This window comes from Barnesiella sp. WM24 (assembly GCF_004570975.1).
GTDB lineage: Bacteria > Bacteroidota > Bacteroidia > Bacteroidales > Muribaculaceae > Muribaculum.
This window is the reverse complement of sequence record NZ_SPPC01000001.1, coordinates 190577-213309: the sequence shown is the minus strand read 5'-3', so window position 1 is coordinate 213309 and position 22733 is coordinate 190577. Positions and strand designations below refer to the sequence as shown.

At 49.3% G+C, this 22733-nt stretch carries 21 protein-coding genes; 7 read left to right on the top strand and 14 right to left on the bottom strand.

Annotated elements, in window-relative coordinates; all coding sequences use genetic code 11:
* Positions 1-22 precede the first annotated feature (22 nt).
* From rpsU to mce, 12 genes are all read right to left on the bottom strand, one after another.
* Positions 23-214, bottom strand: a complete 192-nt coding sequence (gene rpsU / locus E4T81_RS00955) for a 30S ribosomal protein S21 (protein ID WP_121700190.1) — start codon at positions 212-214, stop codon at positions 23-25.
* Between the two features lie 114 nt (positions 215-328).
* Positions 329-1108 carry a zinc ribbon domain-containing protein gene (locus tag E4T81_RS00950; RefSeq protein WP_135040645.1) on the bottom strand — a complete coding sequence of 260 codons (780 nt, stop codon included), beginning with the start codon at positions 1106-1108 and terminating at the stop codon, positions 329-331.
* Positions 1109-1114: 6 nt separating this feature from the next.
* Positions 1115-1876 (bottom strand): Nif3-like dinuclear metal center hexameric protein, encoded by a 762-nt coding sequence (locus E4T81_RS00945; RefSeq protein ID WP_135040643.1) that lies wholly within the window; start codon positions 1874-1876, stop codon positions 1115-1117.
* Between the two features lie 4 nt (positions 1877-1880).
* Entirely contained in the window at positions 1881-3641 is a 1761-nt protein-coding gene (gene aspS / locus E4T81_RS00940) for an aspartate--tRNA ligase (RefSeq protein ID WP_135040641.1), read from the bottom strand.
* A gap of 859 nt (positions 3642-4500) precedes the next feature.
* Complete coding sequence (locus tag E4T81_RS00935) at positions 4501-5493, bottom strand: M48 family metalloprotease (RefSeq protein WP_135040639.1); 993 nt, start codon at positions 5491-5493, stop codon at positions 4501-4503.
* 88 nt (positions 5494-5581) lie between these two features.
* Positions 5582-6127, bottom strand: a complete 546-nt coding sequence (locus tag E4T81_RS00930) for a hypothetical protein (protein ID WP_135040637.1) — start codon at positions 6125-6127, stop codon at positions 5582-5584.
* Positions 6128-6363: 236 nt separating this feature from the next.
* The gene (locus E4T81_RS00925; RefSeq protein WP_135040635.1) at positions 6364-6714 is read right to left on the bottom strand and encodes a hypothetical protein; all 351 of its coding nucleotides are present in this window, start codon (positions 6712-6714) and stop codon (positions 6364-6366) included.
* A gap of 224 nt (positions 6715-6938) precedes the next feature.
* On the bottom strand, positions 6939-8096 hold the full coding sequence (locus tag E4T81_RS00920; protein ID WP_135040633.1) for a sodium ion-translocating decarboxylase subunit beta: 1158 nt from the start codon (positions 8094-8096) through the stop codon (positions 6939-6941).
* Between the two features lie 53 nt (positions 8097-8149).
* Positions 8150-8584 carry a biotin/lipoyl-containing protein gene (locus tag E4T81_RS00915; protein ID WP_135040631.1) on the bottom strand — a complete coding sequence of 145 codons (435 nt, stop codon included), beginning with the start codon at positions 8582-8584 and terminating at the stop codon, positions 8150-8152.
* Between the two features lie 49 nt (positions 8585-8633).
* Positions 8634-9554 carry an OadG family transporter subunit gene (locus E4T81_RS00910; protein ID WP_135040629.1) on the bottom strand — a complete coding sequence of 307 codons (921 nt, stop codon included), beginning with the start codon at positions 9552-9554 and terminating at the stop codon, positions 8634-8636.
* 18 nt (positions 9555-9572) lie between these two features.
* Entirely contained in the window at positions 9573-11126 is a 1554-nt protein-coding gene (locus E4T81_RS00905) for an acyl-CoA carboxylase subunit beta (protein ID WP_135040627.1), read from the bottom strand.
* A gap of 41 nt (positions 11127-11167) precedes the next feature.
* Positions 11168-11587, bottom strand: coding sequence for a methylmalonyl-CoA epimerase (gene mce / locus E4T81_RS00900; protein WP_135040625.1), 420 nt, complete (start codon positions 11585-11587; stop codon positions 11168-11170).
* Between the two features lie 392 nt (positions 11588-11979).
* Between mce and dnaK the strand changes: the two genes are divergently transcribed.
* The 3 genes from dnaK to E4T81_RS00885 all read left to right on the top strand — a co-directional run bounded on the left by dnaK (position 11980) and on the right by E4T81_RS00885 (position 14906).
* Positions 11980-13890, top strand: coding sequence for a molecular chaperone DnaK (gene dnaK / locus E4T81_RS00895; RefSeq protein ID WP_135040623.1), 1911 nt, complete (start codon positions 11980-11982; stop codon positions 13888-13890).
* A gap of 211 nt (positions 13891-14101) precedes the next feature.
* The gene (locus E4T81_RS00890) at positions 14102-14317 is read left to right on the top strand and encodes a hypothetical protein (RefSeq protein ID WP_135040621.1); all 216 of its coding nucleotides are present in this window, start codon (positions 14102-14104) and stop codon (positions 14315-14317) included.
* Positions 14304-14906, top strand: coding sequence for a zeta toxin family protein (locus tag E4T81_RS00885; protein ID WP_135040619.1), 603 nt, complete (start codon positions 14304-14306; stop codon positions 14904-14906). The genes E4T81_RS00890 and E4T81_RS00885 overlap by 14 nt, the downstream gene beginning before the upstream one ends.
* 43 nt (positions 14907-14949) lie before the next feature.
* Here E4T81_RS00885 and E4T81_RS00880 read toward each other — a convergent pair whose 3' ends face one another.
* On the bottom strand, positions 14950-15756 hold the full coding sequence (locus E4T81_RS00880; protein ID WP_135040618.1) for an RNA methyltransferase: 807 nt from the start codon (positions 15754-15756) through the stop codon (positions 14950-14952).
* 131 nt (positions 15757-15887) lie between these two features.
* Between E4T81_RS00880 and E4T81_RS00875 the strand changes: the two genes are divergently transcribed.
* Positions 15888-17054: an exonuclease subunit SbcD gene (locus tag E4T81_RS00875; RefSeq protein WP_209308138.1), complete on the top strand. Its 1167-nt coding sequence runs from the start codon at positions 15888-15890 to the stop codon at positions 17052-17054.
* Positions 17055-17066: 12 nt separating this feature from the next.
* The gene (locus E4T81_RS00870; protein ID WP_135040614.1) at positions 17067-20471 is read left to right on the top strand and encodes an AAA family ATPase; all 3405 of its coding nucleotides are present in this window, start codon (positions 17067-17069) and stop codon (positions 20469-20471) included.
* 9 nt (positions 20472-20480) lie between these two features.
* Here the strand turns inward: E4T81_RS00870 and E4T81_RS00865 are convergent, their stop codons facing one another.
* Positions 20481-21296: a DNA/RNA non-specific endonuclease gene (locus E4T81_RS00865; protein ID WP_167761553.1), complete on the bottom strand. Its 816-nt coding sequence runs from the start codon at positions 21294-21296 to the stop codon at positions 20481-20483.
* Between the two features lie 125 nt (positions 21297-21421).
* On the opposite strand from E4T81_RS00865, the gene E4T81_RS00860 reads away from it, so the two are divergent.
* Together E4T81_RS00860 and E4T81_RS00855 are read left to right on the top strand one after the other, a co-directional pair.
* Positions 21422-21847: an HIT family protein gene (locus tag E4T81_RS00860; RefSeq protein ID WP_135040610.1), complete on the top strand. Its 426-nt coding sequence runs from the start codon at positions 21422-21424 to the stop codon at positions 21845-21847.
* A 119-nt stretch (positions 21848-21966) separates the two neighbouring features.
* Entirely contained in the window at positions 21967-22674 is a 708-nt protein-coding gene (locus E4T81_RS00855) for an SIMPL domain-containing protein (protein WP_135040608.1), read from the top strand.
* The last annotated feature ends 59 nt before the right edge of the window (positions 22675-22733 follow it).

Here is a 22733-nt window from a genome sequence, read left to right as displayed (position 1 = left end):
TAAAAAGGAGGGAAATTCTGTATTATTCCTCTACCATGCGAAGTTTCTGCACGTAGACAGCCTTCATCATCTTCTTGCGGTTAGTGATGCTGGGCTTTTCAAATGCCTGACGGCTACGCAGTTCCTTCACGATGCCTGTCTTTTCAAATTTTCTTTTGAACTTCTTGAGAGCTTTTTCGATGTTTTCGCCTTCTTTTACTTGTACGATTATCATTTTGTTATTATGGTTTTGTTTGTATTTGCGTTTTTATAATTGCGCGACAAAATTACATATACTTTTCGATATGACAAAATTTTATGTCAATAAAAGTATCTGTATGATTGCGATTTATTTGTCGGCAGCGTTATCTTCGGTCACTCCTGCAAGCTCCGGGTCAATCATGATGCGGCCGCAGTACTCACATACGATGACTTTCTTGTGCATCTTTATTTCCATCTGCTTCTGGGGCGGGATGCGGTTGAAGCAGCCTCCGCAGGCGTTACGCTGGATATACACGATGCCGAGTCCGTTTCGGGCGTTGTCGCGAATGCGCTTGAATGCCTTCAGGGTGCGCTCATCGATGCGCGGTTCTATCTCCTTGGCCTGGATGCGCAGACGCTCCTCGTCCTGACGGGTCTCTGACACGATTTCGTCAAGCTCTGCCTGCTTTTCCTTCAGGATGTGTTCGCTGTCTTTCAGTCGCTCTTCGGTCGCGGCAATCTCGTTGGTCTTGTTGTCGATTGCGCGGGCGTACTCGTTGAGATGCTTTTCGCAAAGCTCGATTTCAAGAGTCTGGAATTCGACTTCCTTTGAAAGGAGGTCAAACTCGCGGTTGTTTCTTACGTTGTCAAGCTGCTCCTTGTAACGAGAAATCTTGGACTGTGACTCGTTGATTTTTTCTTTTTCCACGAGGGTCTTTTTGCGGAGGTCTTCCACGTCGCGCTTGTAATTCTCGATACGGGTGCGCAGTCCCTCGATATTGTCCTCAAGGTCCTTGACTTCCAGGGGAAGCTCTCCACGGATGGTCTTGATACGGTCGATTTCAGAGAGGATGGTCTGGAGCTCATAGAGCGATTTCAGGCGCTGCTCTACTGAAATTACTTCATTTTTGTTCTTGTCTGTAGCCATGTTTGCTTACAAGTAATTTATCGGATTTTTTTCTGTTTCGGAGTAATAGAGTGCAAAGTTAGGAAAATTTTCGCTAACTATATGATAAAAAATCTGTTTTGTGCATTTTTCGCTCTCGTAATGTCCGATGTCGATAATGAATATGCGCTCTGCGTAGTCGACAAAGTCGTGATATTTTACATCGGAGGTGAGGAAAGCGTCGGCACCGGCTTCTATTGCATCGTTAATGAGAAATGACCCGGAGCCGCCGCAAAGCGCAAGGCGTGACAGCCTTCCTTGGGGCGGGGTGGTGCATCTTGCTACCGGCGAGCCGCACACTGTCTTTATGCGGTTGACAAGTTCGGCGGCTGTAAGCGCCGGAGTCAGCGTGCCGCACAGTCCGGGAGGCGTCGCGAGCGGGGTTATGTCGTCAAGTCCGAGCTGACGGGCAAGCGTGAAGTTCACGCCCTCGGGCGCGGCGTCAAGGTTGGTGTGGGCTGCATATACGGCGATGTCGGCTTTTATTGCCGCTGTCGCTGCACGTTCCTGCGGGGTCGAGCCGGTAATACGTTTTAGCCCCTTGAAGATGAGCGGGTGATGTGACACAATCAGGTTGCATCCCTTTTGTGCCGCTTCGTTGACTGTCTCCTCGTTGACGTCGACACAGAAGAGCACTCCGCTGCACTCGCGATGCCTGTCGCCGATGATAAGACCGGCGTTGTCATACGGCTCCTGCAGCGCAAGCGGAGCTTTTTCTTCGATTGTGTCTATGATGTCGTTTATCAGCATCGGTTTACTTTTCGGGTAGCTCTATGGCAAGGGCAAGTTCATCAAGCTGCTTCTGGTCGAGAGCTGCCGGAGCGTCGAGCATAACGTCGCGTCCGGAATTGTTTTTCGGGAATGCGATGCAGTCGCGTATGCTGTCGAGTCCTGCGAAGAGCGATACCCAGCGGTCAAGACCGTAGGCGAGTCCACCGTGAGGCGGTGCGCCATACTTGAACGCGTTCATCAGGAAGCCAAATTGCTCTTGTGCGCGTTCGGGGGTGAATCCGAGTATCTCAAACATCTTTGCCTGTAGCTTGCTGTCGTGGATACGGATTGAGCCGCCTCCTACTTCCACGCCATTGATTACCATGTCGTAGGCATCGGCGCGTACGGCAGCCGGGTCGGTGTCAAGTAACGCTATGTCTTCATCTTTGGGATGGGTGAACGGGTGGTGCATAGCCATGAGTCTCTGCTCCTCCTCGCTCCATTCAAACATCGGGAAGTCAACCACCCACAGACATGCAAACTTGTTCTTGTCGCGGAGTCCGAGCTGGCGTCCCATTTCAAGACGTAGCTCACAGAGCTGCTTGCGGGTCTTCATGGCGTCGTCGCCTGAAAGGATGAGGATGAGGTCGCCGGGCTTGGCTCCGAAAGCCTCTTTCATCTTCTGGAGCACATCCTGAGAGTAGAATTTGTCGACGCTTGACTTGACTGTGCCGTCAGCTTCCACGCGGGCATATACCATGCCTTTCGCGCCAATCTGGGGGCGTTTTACAAATTCGGTGAGCTGGTCGAGCTGCTTGCGGGTATAGCTTGCCGCTCCTTCGGCGCAGATTCCGCCGATATAAGCCGCGTTGTCAAATACACCGAATCCATGACCTTTCATTATGTCCATCAGCTCGACAAATGTCATGCCGAAACGGAGGTCGGGCTTGTCGCTTCCGTAGAGGCGCATAGCCTCAGCCCAGGGCATGCGGATGAACGGCTCGTTCAGCTCGACGCCGCGCAGTTCCTTGAAGAGGTGCTTCGCCATTCCCTCGAAGAGGTTTATGATGTCGTCCTGCTCCACATAGCTCATCTCGCAGTCAATCTGGGTAAATTCGGGCTGACGGTCGGCACGAAGGTCTTCGTCGCGGAAACATTTTACAATCTGGAAGTAGCGGTCTATGCCTGACACCATCAGAAGCTGCTTGAGAGTCTGGGGCGACTGGGGGAGGGCATAGAACTGTCCCGGGTTCATGCGTGAGGGAACGACAAAGTCGCGCGCGCCTTCGGGGGTTGAGCCTACGAGCATCGGGGTCTCGATTTCGAGGAATCCTTTGCCGTCGAGATAACGGCGCACTTCCATTGTCATCTTGTGGCGCAGCTCAAGATTGCTTCTTACGCAGTTGCGGCGCAGGTCAAGATAGCGGAATTTCATGCGCAGGTCGTCGCCTCCGTCAGTGTCGTCCTCGATGGTGAACGGCGGCACTTCCGATGGGTTCAATATATTGAGCTTGTCGGCGATTATCTCGATGTCGCCTGTAGGGATGTTAGGATTTTTGCTTGAGCGTTCAGCCACCTTTCCGGTAATCTGCACTACAAATTCGCGGCCGAGATGGTTTGCAGCCTCGCATAGAGAGGCATCTGTCTCATTGTTAAAGACTGCCTGGGTTATGCCGTAGCGGTCGCGGACATCGACAAATGTCATGCCGCCCATCTTGCGGACACGTTGTACCCAGCCGGCGATGGTGACAATAGTGCCGGCATCCTGTTGGCGGAGTTCTCCGCAGGTTTTAGTCCTGTACATATATATTTACTGAAAAATTATACACAATTGTATTGCGGTGATAAAATTTCGGTAAAGTTAGTGATAAACAATGTAAAATGGAAATCTATAATTCACTAATTTTTATGACTCTGTGTCTTGATGGTCTCTTGATGGTGTATGCTCATGCAGTTGGACACTCCGCAAATGGGCAATAAACTGTTTTAATCGTAAGTCATAGTTCAAATGATTCCACTCACAAACTGCCTTTATTGTCCACAGTACAGCCACGCTCAGCTCGGAAACAGCTGCATCTTTACCAATCAAGAGAGCATAAAACTCATTCTTGTCTCGCAAATAAGTAGAGGCTGCGAGATCACCTATAATAGCTCCAAGCATATTGTATATAAGTTCAGCTTAATGTTTGCTTCTATTGGTTCCGACCGCGTTGTATATTATCCTGACAAATGGAGCATCTGACACCTTTTCTCCACATTTATAGAATCCATCATCTGTTTTCTCGGAAGTCCTTTCAAATTCCTCTCTTAGAACTTTTGCGATTTTTTCTTCTCTTTTTTTTCTGCTCTTGCAGCCTTTTTGTTAAGAAAATATGATTTAATGTCTTCAGGAAATAAATTATGTTCCGTTCTCAAATGCCGTTTTTTTGAAGGATACTTTATCCACGCTCTACATATAGTACACTTTTAACATGAGTTTACTATATTGAGCCGCTTTTCCTTCTCTGCTTTTGAGATTCTTTGTTTCTGATTTTCTATTTCACGAGATTTCTTACTCATACATTATGCTCGAATAACAATGGACTGTTAGTAGTATCAGTTACATCAGTCATAATCTCGGATTTCATTGCATATGACATCAATTCAATAAACACTTGGATAGTTTACCATTCAAATTCCGGTTCATTACGCTTTTTCTTTAACTTGGCATTTTGCTTGTTTCCGAGTCCGGGATGAAGTTGAACATATTTGAGGAAGTCTATACGAGACCCAATCGTTGGATGGTCGCTATATTCATCATACAAAGCATCATAAGCTGTTCCTAAGATTCTTAGACCATTTATAAACTCTTCTCCCTTTCCGATGTGCTCAAGGAAACGATAGGCAAAAAGGTCAGCCTCAAATTCTTGCTCTCTGGAATACTTGAAAGAATATTTAAGGGTAGAAATCTTAATATCATTACCTATATTAGCGATAGTAGCGCCATAATCTGTTCCACTTGTTGGAATACCATAGGCTGCTGCGTTGTATGCTTCCATTCCCGCAGCTAATCCATTTAGTCCGGCAGCTATACCCCCAAGCAGTTCATTTTTTCTTCGCTCTTTAGCTTGTGCATAAAAAACTCTTGCATGATGAAGCAAAGCACCATGAGCAAATTCATGCGCGACATAGCCCATAAGAATTTCATATGTAATACCCTTTTTAGAAGCCAATTCGGTTGTAATACACATGGCAAAGCCATCTTCAGTAAGTGCAGTATACGCATTTGCTTCGTCTGAATATATCATGTGCAACGAGCATTTGATACCAAGGTCCGCTATGCCCATATCTATAAGGAGAGTGTCGCAAAAACCTTGCATACTTTCAACAATAGTCTCGTCATACTGAGGATAAAAACGAAGAAGCTGTGCAGTCTTGTTCAACGCTTCTTTTTCTGCACCTTTATTCTTTTGTAAATCCTTAATGAACTTGGCACAAAGCTCGTTATTGTCAAGTGCCGCGCCCCAAAAGGCTACTGTATTTATAGGTGTTACCGATTTTGCTTCGTCAGCAACATCAAAATTTTCAATGAGTTTCTTGTATTGCTTCTCTACGTTTGCAGAATAAGCGAGAACAGTCGAAAGTACAAGGAAAATGAGGACTAATGATTTCTTCATGTCTATAAATTATTATGCATCAAGTGATTGGTTTTTTTAGCCGAGACTCAATTTACTAAAGCGCGGCGGCGGTGCTGCAACGCCATAATTATTTAATAGCTCTCCAGTCAAACTTGTCAAGTTGATATTCCGTCCACTGCCACTTACCGTTGGGATGGACTTTGCCCAGATAATGACCTGCTACAATACCATGAATACTTCTCGTTGTGCTTGCAATATCATTGTCATCAAACATTTGCCACTGACTATCTTCACTATAACAGTCCAGTAGGATAGGCTTAAAGTAATCAATCATTTCCGAAAGGTTCATTGAACCCATGTTTGCCAAAATTTCAGACTTATCTACATCATGGAATTTCAATAGGAGTCGACCAATATTTCTAACAATCGAATCCTCTGAAATTTCGGGATGGTTATTAAGCCAGTCGCGAATAGTTTTCTTGATGTTATAGCCTCGTAGTAACACAAATCCCAAATCAAGAAGTCTCGCTTCATCAGATAGACCTTGATATTCGGATGAATAACTGTCGATATAGGATTTAATATGGTGAGGAAAATCTAAAGTTCCATACATAAAGTAAGTTTCCTTATGTAACGGACGCCTATAAGTAATGGGGGATCTATCTACGTTCATAATATAATTGAATTTTGCGACTGAAGCTGGACGGCCGAAATTCTAAGTTTGATTCACGAAAGCGCGGCGGGAGTGCCGCTACGCCCTGATAAATCTTCTATATACTCAAAAAAATAACTTTCAATTTTAGAAATCAAAGAGTTATTCGTGGAGAAATACTCAATAGGATTACGTATAATTATCGTCTGTGTCTTGATGGTGTAGATTCTTTCTGAAAATGATGTGTCGCGGGGTAATCAGCCTTTGTTCAATTTCCATTTCATGCGTTCCCACAATGATGGCTTGTCAAACTTGATGTGTACGTTCACCCCGTTGTCATTTTTGTTGAGGAATATAATGGAGCTGTGAAGCACAATAGCTATCACATCGTCAAAATGATAGAAACCGTGTATGCGATCAAGTGATATTTTATGGAACGGGGAATGCTCGTCAATACTGCCGATTACAATATTTCCGTCTCCGTCAATAGATATGTCATGATGCTCTGCCGCGTATTCAAAGAGCAATCCTATGTCAAGATGCTCTATGCCTGAGGGGCGTTTGCGAAAGCGTCGGTATAGCTCGTCAATTACTTTTTTTGTAATCATTATAGGTCATTTAAATATCATATGTTGCAATTGGAGTGATATTATAACATAGCAGGCGTCCAAATGGTTTGTGCCTTTTGCAACACATGTTAATAAATGTTTGGTGAATTGAAGTTAACTTTAATTGCAATTGCTTGACCCTAAAGACTGTCACCGGTAAATCAGCGGCGGCACTAAAGTCACCTCGTGGTGAAAATAATGCCGCCGCGTATATTCATTATGGTTTATGCAAGGAATCCAAGCAGCACACCGGCAGCCACGGCTGAACCGATGACACCTGCGACATTCGGTCCCATGGCGTGCATGAGAAGGTAGTTGCTGGGGTCATATTCAAGACCGAGGTTGTTGGAGATACGCGCTGACATCGGGACAGCCGATACACCGGCATTACCGATAAGCGGGTTGAGCTTCTTTGATGCCGGCAGGAACAGGTTGAATATCTTCACAAATATCACGCCTGAAGCAGAGGCAATGATGAATGCCATGAATCCTAAGGCGAAGATGAAGATGGTGTCGAGTGTAAGGAACTCTGACGCCTGTGTCGATGCTCCTACGGTCATTCCAAGCAGGATGGTCACGATGTCGGTGAGGGCGTTGCTTGCGGTCTTGGCAAGGCGATTGGTCACGCCACACTCACGAAGCAGGTTGCCGAAGAAGAGCATGCCGAGAAGCGGAATGCCTGAAGGCACTACGAAGCAGGTGAGCAGAAGTCCGACGATCGGGAAGATAATCTTCTCGTTCTGTGACACGGCACGTGCGGGCTTCATCTTGATTACGCGCTCGCTTTTTGTTGTGAGCAGTCGCATGATCGGCGGCTGAATCAGCGGCACGAGTGCCATGTAGGAATAAGCCGACACTGCAATCGCTCCCATGAGGTTGGGCGCAAGCTTTGATGAAAGGAAGATAGCTGTAGGACCGTCGGCTCCACCGATTATGGCTATGGCTCCGGCCTGGTCGGGGGCAAATCCGAGGGCGAGCGCCACCATGTAGGCTCCGAAGATACCAAACTGTGCGGCGGCGCCGACAAGCATCAGTTTCGGATTGGCGATAAGGGCGGAGAAGTCGGTCATCGCACCGATTCCCAAGAATATAAGCGGGGGATACCATCCGGCGCTTACACCATTGTAAAGGATGTTAAGTACCGAACCCTCTTCATAGATGCCGACTTCAAGTCCGGCGGCTCCATTGAAGGGGATGTTGCCGATAAGTATACCGAATCCTATCGGCACAAGCAACATCGGCTCAAAGTTCTTCTTGATGGCAAGCCAAAGGAAGAACAAGCCTACGACGAGCATGACCAGATGTTGCCAGGTAGCGTTGGCAAAGCCAGTAAGCTCCCAGAACTGCTGGAAATTGGTCGCCATAAATTCGTTTAAACTCATAGTGGGTTATGCTTTTAAATTTGAATCTTATAAGTAGTTTGCTGTCACTTGTATTATTCGATAGATATAAGTACCGCACCTTCGAGCACAGCGTCACCGGCTGCGACCGAAACGCCTGACACTTTTCCGTCTCTGCCTGCGTGGATAGCATTTTCCATCTTCATCGCCTCAAGCACGACTACGGTGTCGGCAGCCTTCACTACGTCGCCGGGCTTTACGTTGATTGAAAGTATTGTTCCGGGGAGCGGAGCCTTTACTTCGTAGGCCGAAGCGCCGGCGGCGGCTTTTGCCACTACTTTCTCGCCTGTAGCGGTGCGCGGTGCAGCCGAGGGACGATGAGGCGCAACTACTGTCACGGGCGCCTTTTTCTTTTCGAGTTCAACTTTGTAGGGAGTACCGTTGACAAGCACTTCAGTCATGTTGTCAACGATGTCGCCTATTGCCACATTATATGTGTTACCGTTGATTTTATATTTGTATTCTTTCATTTTTTTTGTGGTAATGTTTTTATTTGACTAATAAAAAGCTGCCGGTTGATTATCGGCGGGGGAGTTCGCGGAGTCCGTAGATTTTTGAGCTCCAGGGAGAATAGCTCTTCCTTACCTTGTTGATGGTAAGTATAGTGCTTTCCTTGTCATGGGCGTTAAGATGTTCCTGAAGTGCCATGACGATTGCTGCGATCTCCTCACCCGAGTCATGTTCCGGTCTTTCATCCCTAGGCATGGACTTGGTCTCCAAGCCGTGGGAGCGCGCTTTGTTACGGGTAGAGATTCTGGCTCCTATGCGGTTGATGGCGTAGAATGACAGGCTCAGCAGCAGAAGCGCCGAGAATACTATACACATAGCCATGAGTGTCAGACCGAATCCATTTCCGTCGGTCTCGGCAAACATTTCCACTTTGGAGTTGGTGTCGATAATCTTGTTGTTGCTGCTCGGGGTTATGTAGGCTTCGGCAGAGCCGTCGCGCACACCCCACGCTTCCTTGCCGCTTCCCTCGCCGTCGTTGACGCGGGCATAGCTCTGGTTGGCGATAAGCGAGGCGGGCACTGTGATGGAGTCGATAAGGGTGACACCATTGGCGTCATACACTCCAATCCAGTTGTCCTGACCCGGAACGAGCTTGAAATTCAAGTGGAAGGTGCCTTTGTTAGGCTCTCCGTCGGCCCAGAACACCACGTGCTGGCGGGGTGGAATCTCGGTGTTTACATCGCCAAGGGGCACGGGATACTTTTTGGGTTGTGCCGGGTCGTTGGACAGATACACGCTTGATATCTCCATCGGGGCATAGGTCGAGTTGTACAGCTCGATCCATGCGTGATGCAAGCCGTAGTCGTCGACGTAGTTGCTGTCGTTTTGCACCATGACCTCGTTGATACGCAGTCCGCGGCGTCCTTGGGCGCTTACTGCCACCGCGCATCCTACGAGGGCTATGAGCAATATTGATAATTTCTTCTTCATTGCTTTTGAAGGATTTGTTTAAAGAGGTATGTTGCCATGTTTCTTGGCGGGGTTGACCACTTTCTTGGTTGCAAGCTGCTGAAGGGCGCGGATTACGCGGAAACGCGTGTTGCGCGGCTCGATTACATCGTCGATGTAGCCATATTTTGCTGCGTTGTAGGGGTTGCAGAACAGCTTGTTGTATTCCGCTTCCTTCTCGGCAAGCACCTTTGCGGGATCTTCAGCCTCTTTTGCCTCGCGTGCATAAAGTACCTCTACGGCGCCTGCGCCACCCATTACGGCAATCTCAGCTGTAGGCCAAGCGTAGTTCATGTCGCCTCTAAGCTGCTTGCAGCTCATCACGATATGGCTTCCACCGTAGCTCTTGCGCAGAGTCACAGTCACCTTGGGCACAGTAGCCTCGCCGTAGGCGTAGAGCAGCTTCGCGCCGTGGAGTATGACTCCGTTGTATTCCTGTCCGGTGCCGGGAAGGAAGCCCGGTACGTCGACGAGGGTCACGAGGGGGATATTGAACGCGTCGCAGAAGCGTACAAAGCGGGCTCCCTTGCGAGAAGCGTTGCTGTCGAGCACGCCTGCAAGGTATTTGGGCTGGTTTGCCACGATACCTACCGACTGTCCGTTCATGCGGGCGAAGCCGATGATGAGGTTTTTAGCGTAGTTGCTTTGTATTTCAAGGAATTCTCCGTTGTCGACGATTGCACCGATTACCTCATACATGTTGTAGGGCTTGGTGGCGCTGTCAGGTACGATTTCGTTGAGCGAGTCTTCCAGACGGTCAATCGGGTCGGTACATTCAACCAACGGGGGCTCCTCAAGATTGTTCTGGGGAATGTAGCTGAAAAGCTTGCGGATGATTTTGAGGGCTTCCTCGCCGTCTTCGGCCGCGAAGTGAGCCACACCGCTCTTGCAAGCGTGTACTTCCGCTCCACCGAGAGCCTCCTGGGTCACATCTTCACCGGTCACGGTCTTCACTACCTTCGGTCCGGTAAGGAACATGTAGGAGATGCCCTTTGTCATGATGGTGAAGTCAGTGAGGGCGGGAGAGTATACCGCACCACCTGCGCAGGGTCCGAGGATACCTGAAATCTGGGGTATCACACCTGACGCCATGATGTTGCGCTGGAAGATTTCGGCATATCCGGCAAGCGCGTTGATACCTTCCTGGATACGTGCGCCTCCTGAGTCGTTAAGGCCGATGACGGGTGCGCCCATCTTCATAGCCATGTCCATGACCTTGCATATCTTTAGTGCCATTGTCTCTGACAGAGAACCACCGAATACGGTGAAGTCCTGTGCGAATACATAGACGAGACGGCCGTCGATTGTACCGTAGCCGGTCACTACGCCGTCGCCGAGATAGCTCTTCTTTTCTTGTCCGAAGTTGGTGCAACGGTGACGGACAAACATGTCAAGCTCTTCAAAGGAACCTTCGTCAAGCAGCTGGGCTATACGCTCGCGTGCTGTGTATTTGCCTTTGTCGTGTTGCTTCTGGATGGCTTTTTCACCACCGCCGATACGAGCCTGTTCGCGCAAGGCGATCAGCTCCTGGACTTTTTCAAGCTGTGTGCTCATGTGCTTTATTATATAATGAGTATTTTTTTCTTTTTGGGGGATTACTTATTGGGGTCTTCGCAAAGCTCGATCAGAGTGCCGAAAGTTGATTTCGGGTGGAGGAATGCAATGTTAAGACCCTCTGCACCCTTGCGAGGAGCCTTGTCGATAAGGCGGCATCCCTTCTCTTCAGCTTCAGCGAGAGCGTTTGCCACACCGTCTTCGATTGCGAATGCCATGTGCTGTATGCCACCGCGACCGCCATTGTTGGCGATGTACTTGGATATTGCGCTGTCTTCGCTTGTGCCTTCAAGAAGCTCAATCTTGGTCTGTCCTACCTTGAAGAATGCTGTGCGTACTTTCTGGTCGGGTACTTCTTCGATAGCGAAACATTTGATACCGAATGTCTTTTCGTAGAAAGGAATTGCTTCGTCAAGCGACGGAACGGCAATGCCGATGTGTTCGATGTGAGAAATATTCATTTTATTTCGATTTATTTAGTTGGTTAAAGTCTAATTCGTTTTGCCCCGTTTTTATGTGGCTTTGAGGGTATGCGGAAAGCCACTCCACGGTTTAAGTTGCAAATTTAATAAATATTGTGAAACAAAAATTGAAAAACACCTTTTTTGTCAGCATTCCTGCCAAATATTCCGACAATAAGGCACGCCGATATAGTATTTTTGGCAGAAAAGTGAAAAAGTGTCATATGTCATGTCACATCTTGCTTCGCCATTAAGTCGTTGTGATTGATTAATTTATCGTGGTGTCAACCTTTTTGGCACATGATTTGTTTTTTAAGATGAATGTCGGAGCGCAGTAAGGCGATTCCGCAATAAAGTCGAATTTAATATAACCAAAATAAAAGAAAAGAATTATGGGAAAGATTATTGGTATTGACTTGGGAACAACCAATTCCTGCGTTTCGGTACTTGAAGGTAATGACCCTGTTGTAATCCCCAACAGCGAAGGTCGTAATACAACTCCGTCTATCGTGGCTTTTATCGCCGGTGGCGAGCGTAAGGTAGGTGACCCTGCAAAGCGTCAGGCAATCACTAACCCTGAGGGCACAATCTATTCAATCAAGCGCTTCATGGGTGAGAAATATGATGAAGTGGCTGAAGAAGTAAAGCGTGTGCCTTACGAAGTCGGCAAGGCTGACAACGGCACAGTACGTGTGCTTGTTGACGGTCGTGAATATACTCCTCAGGAAATCTCGGCAATGATTCTTCAGAAGATGAAGAAGACCGCTGAGGATTACCTCGGTCAGACTGTGGACGAGGCTGTCATCACTGTCCCCGCCTACTTTAACGACTCTCAGCGTCAGGCAACCAAGGAAGCCGGTGAGATTGCCGGATTGAAAGTGCGCCGTATTGTCAACGAGCCTACTGCAGCAGCGCTTGCCTACGGTCTTGACAAGAGCGACAAGGACCAGAAGATTGCCGTGTTTGACCTCGGTGGCGGTACATTTGATATTTCTATTCTTGAACTTGGCGATGGTGTGTTTGAAGTTAAGTCAACCAACGGTGACACCCACCTTGGCGGTGATGACTTCGACCACGTGATCATCGACTGGCTTGCCGATGACTTCCAGCAGGAATACAATGTAGACCTCCGCAAGGATGCAATGGCGCTCCAGCGTCTTAAAGAAGCTGCAGAGAAGGCTAAGATCGAGCTTTCAAGCTCAACCACTACTGAAATCAACCTTCCTTACATCATGCCGGTTGACGGTGTTCCCCGCCACTTGGTTAAGACATTGACCCGTGCGAAGTTTGAGCAGCTTGCCGACAAGCTTATCCAGGCTACGATCAAGCCCTGTGAGCAGGCGTTGAAGGATGCCGGTCTTACTGCAAAGGATATTGACGAGGTTATCCTCGTGGGTGGTTCGACCCGTATACCTGCTATTCAGGAGATTGTCAATAAGTTCTTCGGAAAGGCTCCTTCAAAGGGTGTTAACCCTGATGAGGTGGTTGCCGTAGGTGCGGCCATCCAGGGTGGTGTGCTTTCAGGCGATGTAAAGGACGTGCTTCTTCTTGATGTCGTTCCGTTGTCAGTAGGTATTGAGACTCTCGGTGGCGTGATGACCAAGCTTATCGAGGCTAACACCACAATTCCTACTCGTAAGAGCGAAGTGTTCTCTACAGCAGCCGACAATCAGCCCTCAGTTGAAATCCATGTGCTTCAGGGCGAGCGTCCTCTTGCTAAGGATGACAAGACACTCGGCAAGTTCCATCTTGACGGAATCGCACCCGCACCACGTGGCATACCTCAGATTGAAGTGACATTTGAGATTGATGCCAACGGTATCCTGAACGTATCGGCTAAGGATAAGGCTACAGGTAAGGAGCAGAGCATCCGTATCGAGGCTTCTTCAGGCTTGACCGACGCTGAAATCAAGAGAATGAAGGATGAGGCAGCAGCCAATGCAGCCGCCGACGAGGCTGAAAAGCAGCGTATCGACAAACTCAATCAGGCTGATACCGTTATATTCCAGACCAAGAAGCAGCTTGAAGAGCTTGGCGCAGCAATCCCCGCCGACAAGAAGGCTACTATTGAAAATGCCCTCAAGCGCCTTGAAGACGCCCACAAGGCTCAGGATGTAGCTGCAATCGAGCCGGCTATCGCAGAAATCCAGAAGGCATTCGGCGAGGCTCAGCAGGACATTCTAAACGCTCAGCAGCAGGCTCAGGGCGGTGCGCAGGCAGGTCCTAACCCCGGAGCCGGAAATTCATCCAACGCAGGCGGCGACGACCACGTGACCGACGTCGACTTCGAGGAAGTGAAATAAGTCCCACAACCAACGATAACAAAATGGAGTGTAGCTCAACGAGTTGCACTCCATTTTTATTTACGCTTTTTCCTATGAATACTTGTTTTCTACGGATTTTTAGCTTATATGTGGATGTGCCCTTAGGCAGGGTTATGCGGATTGCATCAAAAAGTGATATGAGTTCAGACTTTTTTTGTATATTTGGCGTTGAATAAGAAAAGATTATTTTATGTCGGACGCTGAGATGAATAGCTATCGACTTACGTCGATGGAGGAGCCGGGCGATGAGCGCATGGCTCAGATCATGCGTGAGGTTGCCGAGGATGCCCGCGAAAGCACTCGCCGGGCTGCCGAACGTGTGGCTGCCGGTATCGAGGCTGCCTCGCAAGCGGCACAAGAGAAATGGGGCGATGCCATCAATAGAATTAAGAATGGCAGCTATTGAACATCGTCCTGTTCTGATTGTTATTGCCGGGCCCAATGGGTCGGGCAAAACATCTGTAACCTCAAAGATTCTTCATCATGAGTGGCTGGAGGACTCGGAGTATATCAATCCCGACAATGTGGCTCGCGACGTTTTCGGAGATTGGAACGACCGGGAGGCTGTTCTCAAAGCGGCTAACTATTGCAACGATTGGCGAGAGAGATGCCTTGCCGAACATAAGAGCCATATATTTGAGACTGTGATGTCGGCAGGCGATAAGGTAGATTATATTATGCGGGCAAAGATGGCAGGATTCTTTATAAGGTTGTTTTTTGTATCAACCGCATCTCCTACCATCAATGCTAAGCGTGTTGCTAACCGCGTCTTGAATGGCGGTCACGATGTTCCTATTCCCAAGATTATTTCTCGTTACGACAAATCTATCGCCAATTGTCAGCTTTTAGCTCCCATTGTCGATCGCCTGTATGTTTACGATAACTCTGTGGAGGATGCGGATGCACGGATTCTGTTCCGCATGAGCAATGGCGAGGTGGTGAAATCCTATACTGAAGATGTACCTGACTGGGCTAAAATCATCCTCCCCAAATAAAGAACGATGAGGCATCCTCTTAGGGTGCTTGCCGGTAGGGCTGTCAATGCTTGCGCGGGCGCAGTTGCCAGAATGCGACGGCTGCCGCCGCGGCTACATTTAGGGAGTCGACATTGTGGCTCATAGGGATGCGTGCGGTATAGTCAGCTTCGTTGATTACGGAAGATGCCAGTCCGTCGCCTTCCGTGCCCATGATTATGGCGAGGCGAGGTTCGGAGCATAGCGCCGGGTCGTCGATGGAGACCGATCTATCGGTGAGTGCCATAGCGACCGTACGGAATCCGTAGTCGTGCAGTGACTTTATAGGCTCTTCAAGCCAGGTCCACGGTAGAAGAAACACTGACCCCATCGATACTCTGACGGCTCTACGGTTGAGCGGGTCGCAGGAGGTAGGAGTTAGCAAAATGCCGTCTATCCCGAGGGCTGCGGCAGAACGGAATATGGCTCCGATGTTGGTCGTGTCGACAACTCCGTCAATCAATACGATGCGTTGCGCGTCGCGGCATACTGCCTCTACTGTGGGATTGTTCTTGCGGCGCATCGCACACAGCACCCCGCGGGTAAGCTTGTAGCCTGTGATGGAGGTAAGAATGTCGCGGTCGCCTGTGTAGACCGGAATGTCGCCACACCGCTCGATTATGTCACGTGCATCGCCGATGATGTGGCGTCGTTCACATAGCAGTGACACCGGATCATAGCCGGCATCAAGCGCCACGTGTATCACCTTTGGGCTTTCCGCGATAAAAAGACCGTCGTCGGGGTTGAGACGGTTGCGCAGTTGCGCTTCTGTGAGCGATACGTAGCTTTCGACTCTTTTGTCGTCAATAGAAGAGATTTCAAATACTGCCATGTCATTGACCTGATTACATTAGGTTGCAAAGATACAACAAAGAAATGAATCGTTATGATTTATTGTCATTCCGGCTCTTCGGAGTGGCGAAATTTTGTATATTTGTAGTGATTACCTATAATCATCGTGCAATGAAAATACTCCACACAAGTGACTGGCATCTCGGTCACACACTTTATAACTATGACCGAACTGAGGAACAATTGTCCATGCTTAGGCAGATGAGGACAATTGTCGATGAAGAGCGTCCCGACCTGTTTTTGCTTAGCGGCGATGTATATCACACATCACGTCCTTCGGCGGCTGTGCAGACGATGCTTGCTGACGCGCTGATGTCGATACATGAGGCATGTCCCGATATGATCATCGTTGTCACGGCGGGAAATCATGACAGCGGCATGCGTCATGAAATATTCCGCACGCCGTGGCGTAGGCTCAATGTCCACATGATAGGCACGATTGACCGGGAGCGTCCTGAGTCACATATCGTGGAAATCCCGGGGAAAGGTTATGTAGTGGCGTTGCCTTATGCTTACGGGCGTTTTATTTCCGATGGATTCTTGCAGTCGGTGCTTGAGCGTGTCGGCGAGATGAATGACGGGAGGCTGCCTGTGGTGGTCAGCGCACACACGACTGTGAAGGGATGTGATATTACAGGACACGACGGTGTGACTGAATATACGGTAGGTGGAATTGATTATGTTACCATTGATGAGTTTGGCTGCGGATATGATTATCTTGCCTTGGGGCATATACATCGTCAGCAGTGGATACATGGCAGTCGCGGCAAGGCAAGATATTGCGGCACACCGCTTGCCGTCAGTTTTGATGAGGCCTATGACCATAGCGTGAGTATCGTCACGGTGAATGGCGACGGTGAGCCTCCTGTGCTCAAGACGGTGGCGGTTGACAATCCTTTCCCGTTGGTGACATTGCCTGCGTCGGGCGCGGCGGAATGGGAGCGCGTGAAGGAGTTGCTAAGCGAATTTCCAGCCGACATCCCTGCTTACATAAGGCTTAATGTCAGTGTCGATGGTTTTCTTCCGGTAGGTGCCATGAACGAGGCGCTGCTTATAGCCTCCGGAAAGAAATGCAAGGTGTGTCATATAAATACAGTCAGGCGTGATGCCGTCTCGGCTACATCGAGGATGATGTCGGTGAGTGATTTCCGCATGTGTCAGCCTGTTGAGATAGCCGGCAGTTATGCAGCCGACATAGGCGCCGTGTTTGATGATGACATGAAGGCTATGTTTAACGAGGCGCTGGATGAAGTGAAAAAAGATGAACGTAATGATTAATCAAGCGATGTTATGAGACTCCGGAGGCTTACTATACATAATATAGCGTCGATTGAAGACGCGGTGATTGACTTTGAGGCATGTCCGCTTGCTGATGCGCCTGTGTTTCTGATTACCGGTGACACCGGGTCGGGAAAGTCGACTATTCTTGACGCGATATGTCTCGCGCTTTATGCCACCACTCCAAGATTTGACAATACACAGATGGAGGGCGACATGAATGAGTCGGGAAAACCGATTACATTGCGCGACCCGAGGCAATTGATGAGGCGTAATACCGGAGAGGCTTCGGTAGCTCTGACTTTCATCGGCAATAACGGGAAAGAGTATGAGGCGTCATGGTCAGTGGCGCGGGCGAGAAAGAAACCCGCCGGCGCTTTGCAGGCAAAACAGTGGTCGCTGAGAGACGTGACTGCCGGCGACGTGCTGTCGAAAGACAAGGACATCAGGACTGAAATACTCGCTGCCGTGGGACTCGACTTCCGGCAGTTTTGCCGCACAGTCATGCTTGCTCAGGGAGAGTTTACCCGTTTTCTTAATAGCCGTAACGAGGAGAAGGCTTCGATTCTTGAGAAAATCACGGGCATGGATATATACAGCCGACTTGGCGTGAAGATATATCAGATTGCCTCGACAAAGAAGCAGGACTGTGATGAGGCTATGAGAAAGGTTGATGCGGTGAAGCTGCTTGATGACGATGCTATCGCCGGGTATAATGCCAATCTCGCCAGTCTTGACAAGGAGATAGCCGGACAGAAAAAACGTCGTGAAGACCTTGAACTCCGTCGTGACTGGCTGAAGACGATGGCTCTCCTTGTGGCGGCGGCTGATGATGCCGCGTCGGCTCATAAAGCGGCTCTTGATGCTGTCGCCTGCGAGTCTTATCAGAGTGACTCGCAGCTTGTGGATAAATGGTCGCGATCGGCCGAGGCCCGCGGATGGCTTGCGGCCGCTATGGCTGCTGATGATGAGGTGAAATCACAGGATAAGTTGCTGACAAGACTTTGTGACGATTTCGCTGAAGTGAAAAATGGACTTGCCTATGTCGAGGCTGAGAGGGCGGGATTGTCACGTGACATCAGCGAGATTGAGGCGTCGATACGTGAAGAGTCCTGCCGGAAAGAGATGTATGATAACGTTCAGGCAATCAATAGCCTGGCGGCTTCTATTGCAGGATATAAGGATAAGATACGTGATGCTCGGGTCGCAACCGGAAAGGAGACAGGGCGGCTTGAGGGGACTTTGCGTCCTGAACTTGATAAAGCGACTGAAGACTATGATAGATGTCGTGCGGCTCTTGATGTTGCCCGGAAAGAGGTGGATGGTCTCGACAAGGCGTTTCAGGAGATGAATATGCCGGAATTGCGTATAAAGCTTGCCGAACTGCGCGGGACTATCGTTGCATGTGGTGTCGCGCGTGAAAGCATGAACAAGCTTGTTGAGGAGAAGTCGCGTAAGGTTGAGGCGGAACGTCATTTTGCCTCTTGCCGGCGTGAGATTGCATCGTTGAATTCCGAGATTGACAGGCTCTCGCCTCTTATTGTCAAGGCAAAGTCATTGATGGAGTGTCGCGAACGTGATTATGAGAAGCAGCGCGAGAGTGTAGGGAAGTGGGCGAAGGATATACGCTCGCGGCTTAATGTAGGCGATGTCTGCCCGGTGTGTCGCCGGCAGTTGCTTGAGGCTTTGCCTCTCGAGGAGGAGATAGATGATGTGTGTCGTTGCGCCAAGGATGAGTGGGACAAGGCTGTCGCTGATTACCGTGGCTTATGTGACCGTAAGGCGGAGGTTGATACCAGGTCTCGGGCAATGTCGGAAGCTCTTGAACGTGAGATACGCGACTATGAAAGCCGTGATGCTTACGGTCGCGCGCTTTCCGGTGTGGTAGAGGCATTTGGTAAATGTGGTGTCGCCTGGGGCGGTGGTGAAGAGGATTCAGCCCTTTCGCGCCTGGAGAATGATGTGGCGGCATCATTAAAGCAGGTTGAGAAAAAGAATGAGGATGGCGATGTCCTTGAAAAAAGCATAAGGGAGCATCGTGTGGCGGTCGAAAGGATGACCGACAATCTCAACAGTCTTGCAGAAAGAAAGCTTGCTGCCGGGAAAATGGTTGATGACTGTCGCAATTCCATAGCCACTTATGGCGCTCTTATTGATGGCTGGAGGGCTGAGATAAATAAGGCTGAGACAGCGCTTCGGGTGATGGTCGGCGAGCGAGAGTGGGCTGACGGATGGAGTGATAATCCGGTAGGTAAAGCTCTTGCTGTTACCACTGCGGCAAATGCTTATAATAAACTTGTCGAGCGCCATCGTGAATTGACTGCACGAAGTGAACAGGCTGAGGCGCTGAGGCGTGAAGTGGGCGACATAGTTGAGGGGATTACGCGTGTCTTGCCGGCATGGAAGGATGTTAAATGTGACTTGTCGGCCGCAGGATCTCCTTCACTGAAGGCTAAGGCGTCGGCTTTGTTTACCGACATTAAAGTGGCGGTCGATGCAAGGGCGCGGGCTGAGTCGCGGCGCGCTGAAAATAGAAACAGGGTAGGGCGTTATGTGGCTTCGCCTGAAGGTATTCCGCTTGATGAACTGGAGGGTCTGCAAGGATATTCGACCGAGACAATTTCATCACTTGCATCGGCATTGAAAGCGGTAGCCGACGACCTGCTGACAAAAGATGCGTTGTTGAAAAATGCCCGACAGAGACTTGCCGACCATCAGAAAGCGATGCCGCCGCTTGAGCCCGGCGATACTGTCGAGCGGCTTGATGAGGCAATTAAGGAGCTGGATGCCTTGTCGGAGGCAAAGGGCAGGGAGGCAGGCGCTATAGCGCTGATGCTGAGGCAGGATGCCGAACTCTGCTCTGCACAGGCTTCGCTGATTCAGGAGGCACGGCGGAAAAAGGAAGAATATGACCGCTGGGAAAGATTAAGAGTGTTGCTTGGCGATGCGACAGGAAAGAAATTCCGCGAAATTGCCCAGAGTTATGTGCTTGCGAGTCTTATTCATTCGGCTAATTACTACATGCACGGATTGTCAGACCGCTACACGCTGAAGGTCGTGCCGGGAACATTTGTCATTATGCTTGAAGATGCTTATCAAGGATATACTTCTCGGTCGGCTGCGACGATTTCGGGTGGAGAGAGTTTTCTGGTCTCGTTGTCGCTCGCGCTCGCCTTGAGTGACATAGGCGGACGTCTTGCCGTCGACACTCTTTTTATTGATGAAGGATTTGGCACTCTAAGCGGCGAACCTCTTAGGAAAGCGGTCGACACTTTACGCTCGCTTCATGCCGCTTCGGGCAGGCATGTGGGCATAATCAGCCATGTTGAGGAACTGCGCGAGCGTATTCCGGTGCAGATACGCCTCTCCCGCTCATCTGACTCGTCGTCAAGTATTGTCAGAATTTCGGGCTTATGATGGCTGCAGTCAATAACGCGGTTTGAGAGTGCTCCAGTAGTGGAAACGACATTCTGACTCCACCCGTGCTTCAACGCTGTCGGGAAGAGCAGAAAAGAAGTCATAGCCGGTAGCTGCCTCTACTTCATCGACACTTACCGCAGCAGCCTGCATGCCTCCCGCAACAGTGCCGTTGTTCATGAGAAAGCCGATGGCACGCGGCGGAGTGGCATAGGGCGATAGCACGACCTTGAAAAATCGTCGCGGAACTGAAATGTGGCTGTCGCCGATAGTCTCGGTCATGGTGTCGGTCATCACCGGTCCGGCGATGATAATAATAGCGCTGTCTGACTGTGCCCAGACCCGGCATTTCTCTTCAAGGCGTGCCCATACGCCCGAATTGAATGACTTTACCTGAGGGCAGACATTGGTCATCAAAAAAGACTGAGCCATCGCAGAGGGACTCCACTTCATGTCACCGGCAGGGGCGATGTGTCCGCGGTCATATCCCGAATAGGAATACTCCCAAGGCTCCGGACATCCTTCGACTTCCGGATCGGAGGAAAAACTTTTGGCTCGTGGCACTGTGCCGCGGGTCTCGTCGGCGGTAAGCTCCCATGCGACCCAATTGGGGATGTGGCGTTGGGGATTAAATGACAGCGTCATGCCTTCATATTCCACAATTGTCGAGGGTAGGGTGTCGGGCGTGATTACAGAGGTAAGCCCCCGGCAGTCTATATTGGATACCGTATCATTTTCATCGGAATTACATCCGGCAAGCGCGCGGACTACGGCAAGCAGCATGGCAAGCACCGGAAGAAGCAGGCGGAGGTCACGCAGTTTCATAATGTGAGATTGGCGTTTTCTTTTCATTTATACAAATGTATTAATATTATGTGAGTTTGTACACTGCTGAGTCAAGATTTCTTTGTACATTTGTGAACATTAACATTAAAATAATACCGGACAATATGAAAAGTGACCCGAAAGAATGTCTTTACTGCACAAATAATCAGACACTTCACGACCTGATGATAGAAATCGCTCAGCTGAGTGTGTCGAGAGTATTCCTCTTCAAGGAGCAGACTTACCGCGGGCGTTGCCTCGTGGCGTATAAGGATCATGTCAACGACCTCTTTGAGCTGACCCCGGAAGAACGTAACGCGTTCATGGACGATGTTACAAGGGTGACCCGCGCGATGGACAAAGTGTTTCACCCGGAAAAGATTAATTACGGCGCTTACAGTGACAAGCTGTCACACCTCCACTTCCATCTCGCGCCTAAATATGTGGACGGCTCCGACTATGGCGGCACATTCCGCATGAACCCGGGTGAAGTCTACCTGACCGATGACGAGTATGCCGCAATGGTCGAAGCCATTCGCGAGGCTCTCTGATTCATTAGCGTATATTTTTACATTACAAAAATCCATACATGCCGCCATGAAAACTAAACTTTTCAGGGTAGCATTTGTCATAAAATTATATCCATACTTAACTAAAACTATTTATTGACATGAAATTACTGAACCGTGTGCTTCCGGCGCTGCTTATCGCTGCAGGCATCTTCTTCCTCGGAGTGTTTATCAAGGCTGGATTTGACAGCTTTACTAACCGTGACCGCGTAATCACCGTGCGTGGACTGGCTGAAAAGGAAGTCATGGCAAACAAGGTGACCTGGCCCATCGTGTGTAAGGAAGTCGGCAACGACCTGCCTGCCATATACGACAAAATAACGTCAACCAACAACGCACTTATCAAGTTCTTGACATCCAACGGTATATCGCAAGACGAAATCTCAATCAACGCACCCGACATCGTCGACCTTCAGGCTGAACGCTATGGAAGCCGCGATTTCCAGTATCGCTACAATGTGACATCAGTCGTAGTGGTTACCTCAAAAAATGTGGAAAAAGTAAATGAGCTCATAAAGCGACAGACCGAACTCCTTAAAGAAGGAATCGCAATCACGGCAGGCGACTACAACTATCAGACAATATACGAATATACCGACCTTAACAAAATCAAGCCCGAAATGATCGCCGAGGCTACCCACAATGCCCGCGAGGCTGCTGACAAATTTGCCGCCGACTCTCACAGTAAAATCGGCAAGATTAAGACTGCGACACAGGGACAATTTTCAATCGACAACCGCGACCCATATACCCCCTACATAAAAAATGTGCGTGTCGTCTCTTCAATAATCTTCTATATCGAAGACTGACGACACTGAATAGCCGGTGCGGCAGCAAATAGCCTAACGGCTGAAATACATGACGTTGA

What these genes read in the sequence shown, in the direction of transcription:
- rpsU (WP_121700190.1), bottom strand. Translation starts at nt 214, where the DNA reads ATGATAATCGTACAAGTAAAAGAAGGCGAAAACATCGAAAAAGCTCTC.
- E4T81_RS00950 (WP_135040645.1), bottom strand. Translation starts at nt 1,108, where the DNA reads ATGGCTACAGACAAGAACAAAAATGAAGTAATTTCAGTAGAGCAGCGC.
- E4T81_RS00945 (WP_135040643.1), bottom strand. Translation starts at nt 1,876, where the DNA reads ATGCTGATAAACGACATCATAGACACAATCGAAGAAAAAGCTCCGCTT.
- aspS (WP_135040641.1), bottom strand. Translation starts at nt 3,641, where the DNA reads ATGTACAGGACTAAAACCTGCGGAGAACTCCGCCAACAGGATGCCGGC.
- E4T81_RS00935 (WP_135040639.1), bottom strand. Translation starts at nt 5,493, where the DNA reads ATGAAGAAATCATTAGTCCTCATTTTCCTTGTACTTTCGACTGTTCTC.
- E4T81_RS00930 (WP_135040637.1), bottom strand. Translation starts at nt 6,127, where the DNA reads ATGAACGTAGATAGATCCCCCATTACTTATAGGCGTCCGTTACATAAG.
- E4T81_RS00925 (WP_135040635.1), bottom strand. Translation starts at nt 6,714, where the DNA reads ATGATTACAAAAAAAGTAATTGACGAGCTATACCGACGCTTTCGCAAA.
- E4T81_RS00920 (WP_135040633.1), bottom strand. Translation starts at nt 8,096, where the DNA reads ATGAGTTTAAACGAATTTATGGCGACCAATTTCCAGCAGTTCTGGGAG.
- E4T81_RS00915 (WP_135040631.1), bottom strand. Translation starts at nt 8,584, where the DNA reads ATGAAAGAATACAAATATAAAATCAACGGTAACACATATAATGTGGCA.
- E4T81_RS00910 (WP_135040629.1), bottom strand. Translation starts at nt 9,554, where the DNA reads ATGAAGAAGAAATTATCAATATTGCTCATAGCCCTCGTAGGATGCGCG.
- E4T81_RS00905 (WP_135040627.1), bottom strand. Translation starts at nt 11,126, where the DNA reads ATGAGCACACAGCTTGAAAAAGTCCAGGAGCTGATCGCCTTGCGCGAA.
- mce (WP_135040625.1), bottom strand. Translation starts at nt 11,587, where the DNA reads ATGAATATTTCTCACATCGAACACATCGGCATTGCCGTTCCGTCGCTT.
- dnaK (WP_135040623.1), top strand. Translation starts at nt 11,980, where the DNA reads ATGGGAAAGATTATTGGTATTGACTTGGGAACAACCAATTCCTGCGTT.
- E4T81_RS00890 (WP_135040621.1), top strand. Translation starts at nt 14,102, where the DNA reads ATGTCGGACGCTGAGATGAATAGCTATCGACTTACGTCGATGGAGGAG.
- E4T81_RS00885 (WP_135040619.1), top strand. Translation starts at nt 14,304, where the DNA reads ATGGCAGCTATTGAACATCGTCCTGTTCTGATTGTTATTGCCGGGCCC.
- E4T81_RS00880 (WP_135040618.1), bottom strand. Translation starts at nt 15,756, where the DNA reads ATGGCAGTATTTGAAATCTCTTCTATTGACGACAAAAGAGTCGAAAGC.
- E4T81_RS00875 (WP_209308138.1), top strand. Translation starts at nt 15,888, where the DNA reads ATGAAAATACTCCACACAAGTGACTGGCATCTCGGTCACACACTTTAT.
- E4T81_RS00870 (WP_135040614.1), top strand. Translation starts at nt 17,067, where the DNA reads ATGAGACTCCGGAGGCTTACTATACATAATATAGCGTCGATTGAAGAC.
- E4T81_RS00865 (WP_167761553.1), bottom strand. Translation starts at nt 21,296, where the DNA reads ATGAAACTGCGTGACCTCCGCCTGCTTCTTCCGGTGCTTGCCATGCTG.
- E4T81_RS00860 (WP_135040610.1), top strand. Translation starts at nt 21,422, where the DNA reads ATGAAAAGTGACCCGAAAGAATGTCTTTACTGCACAAATAATCAGACA.
- E4T81_RS00855 (WP_135040608.1), top strand. Translation starts at nt 21,967, where the DNA reads ATGAAATTACTGAACCGTGTGCTTCCGGCGCTGCTTATCGCTGCAGGC.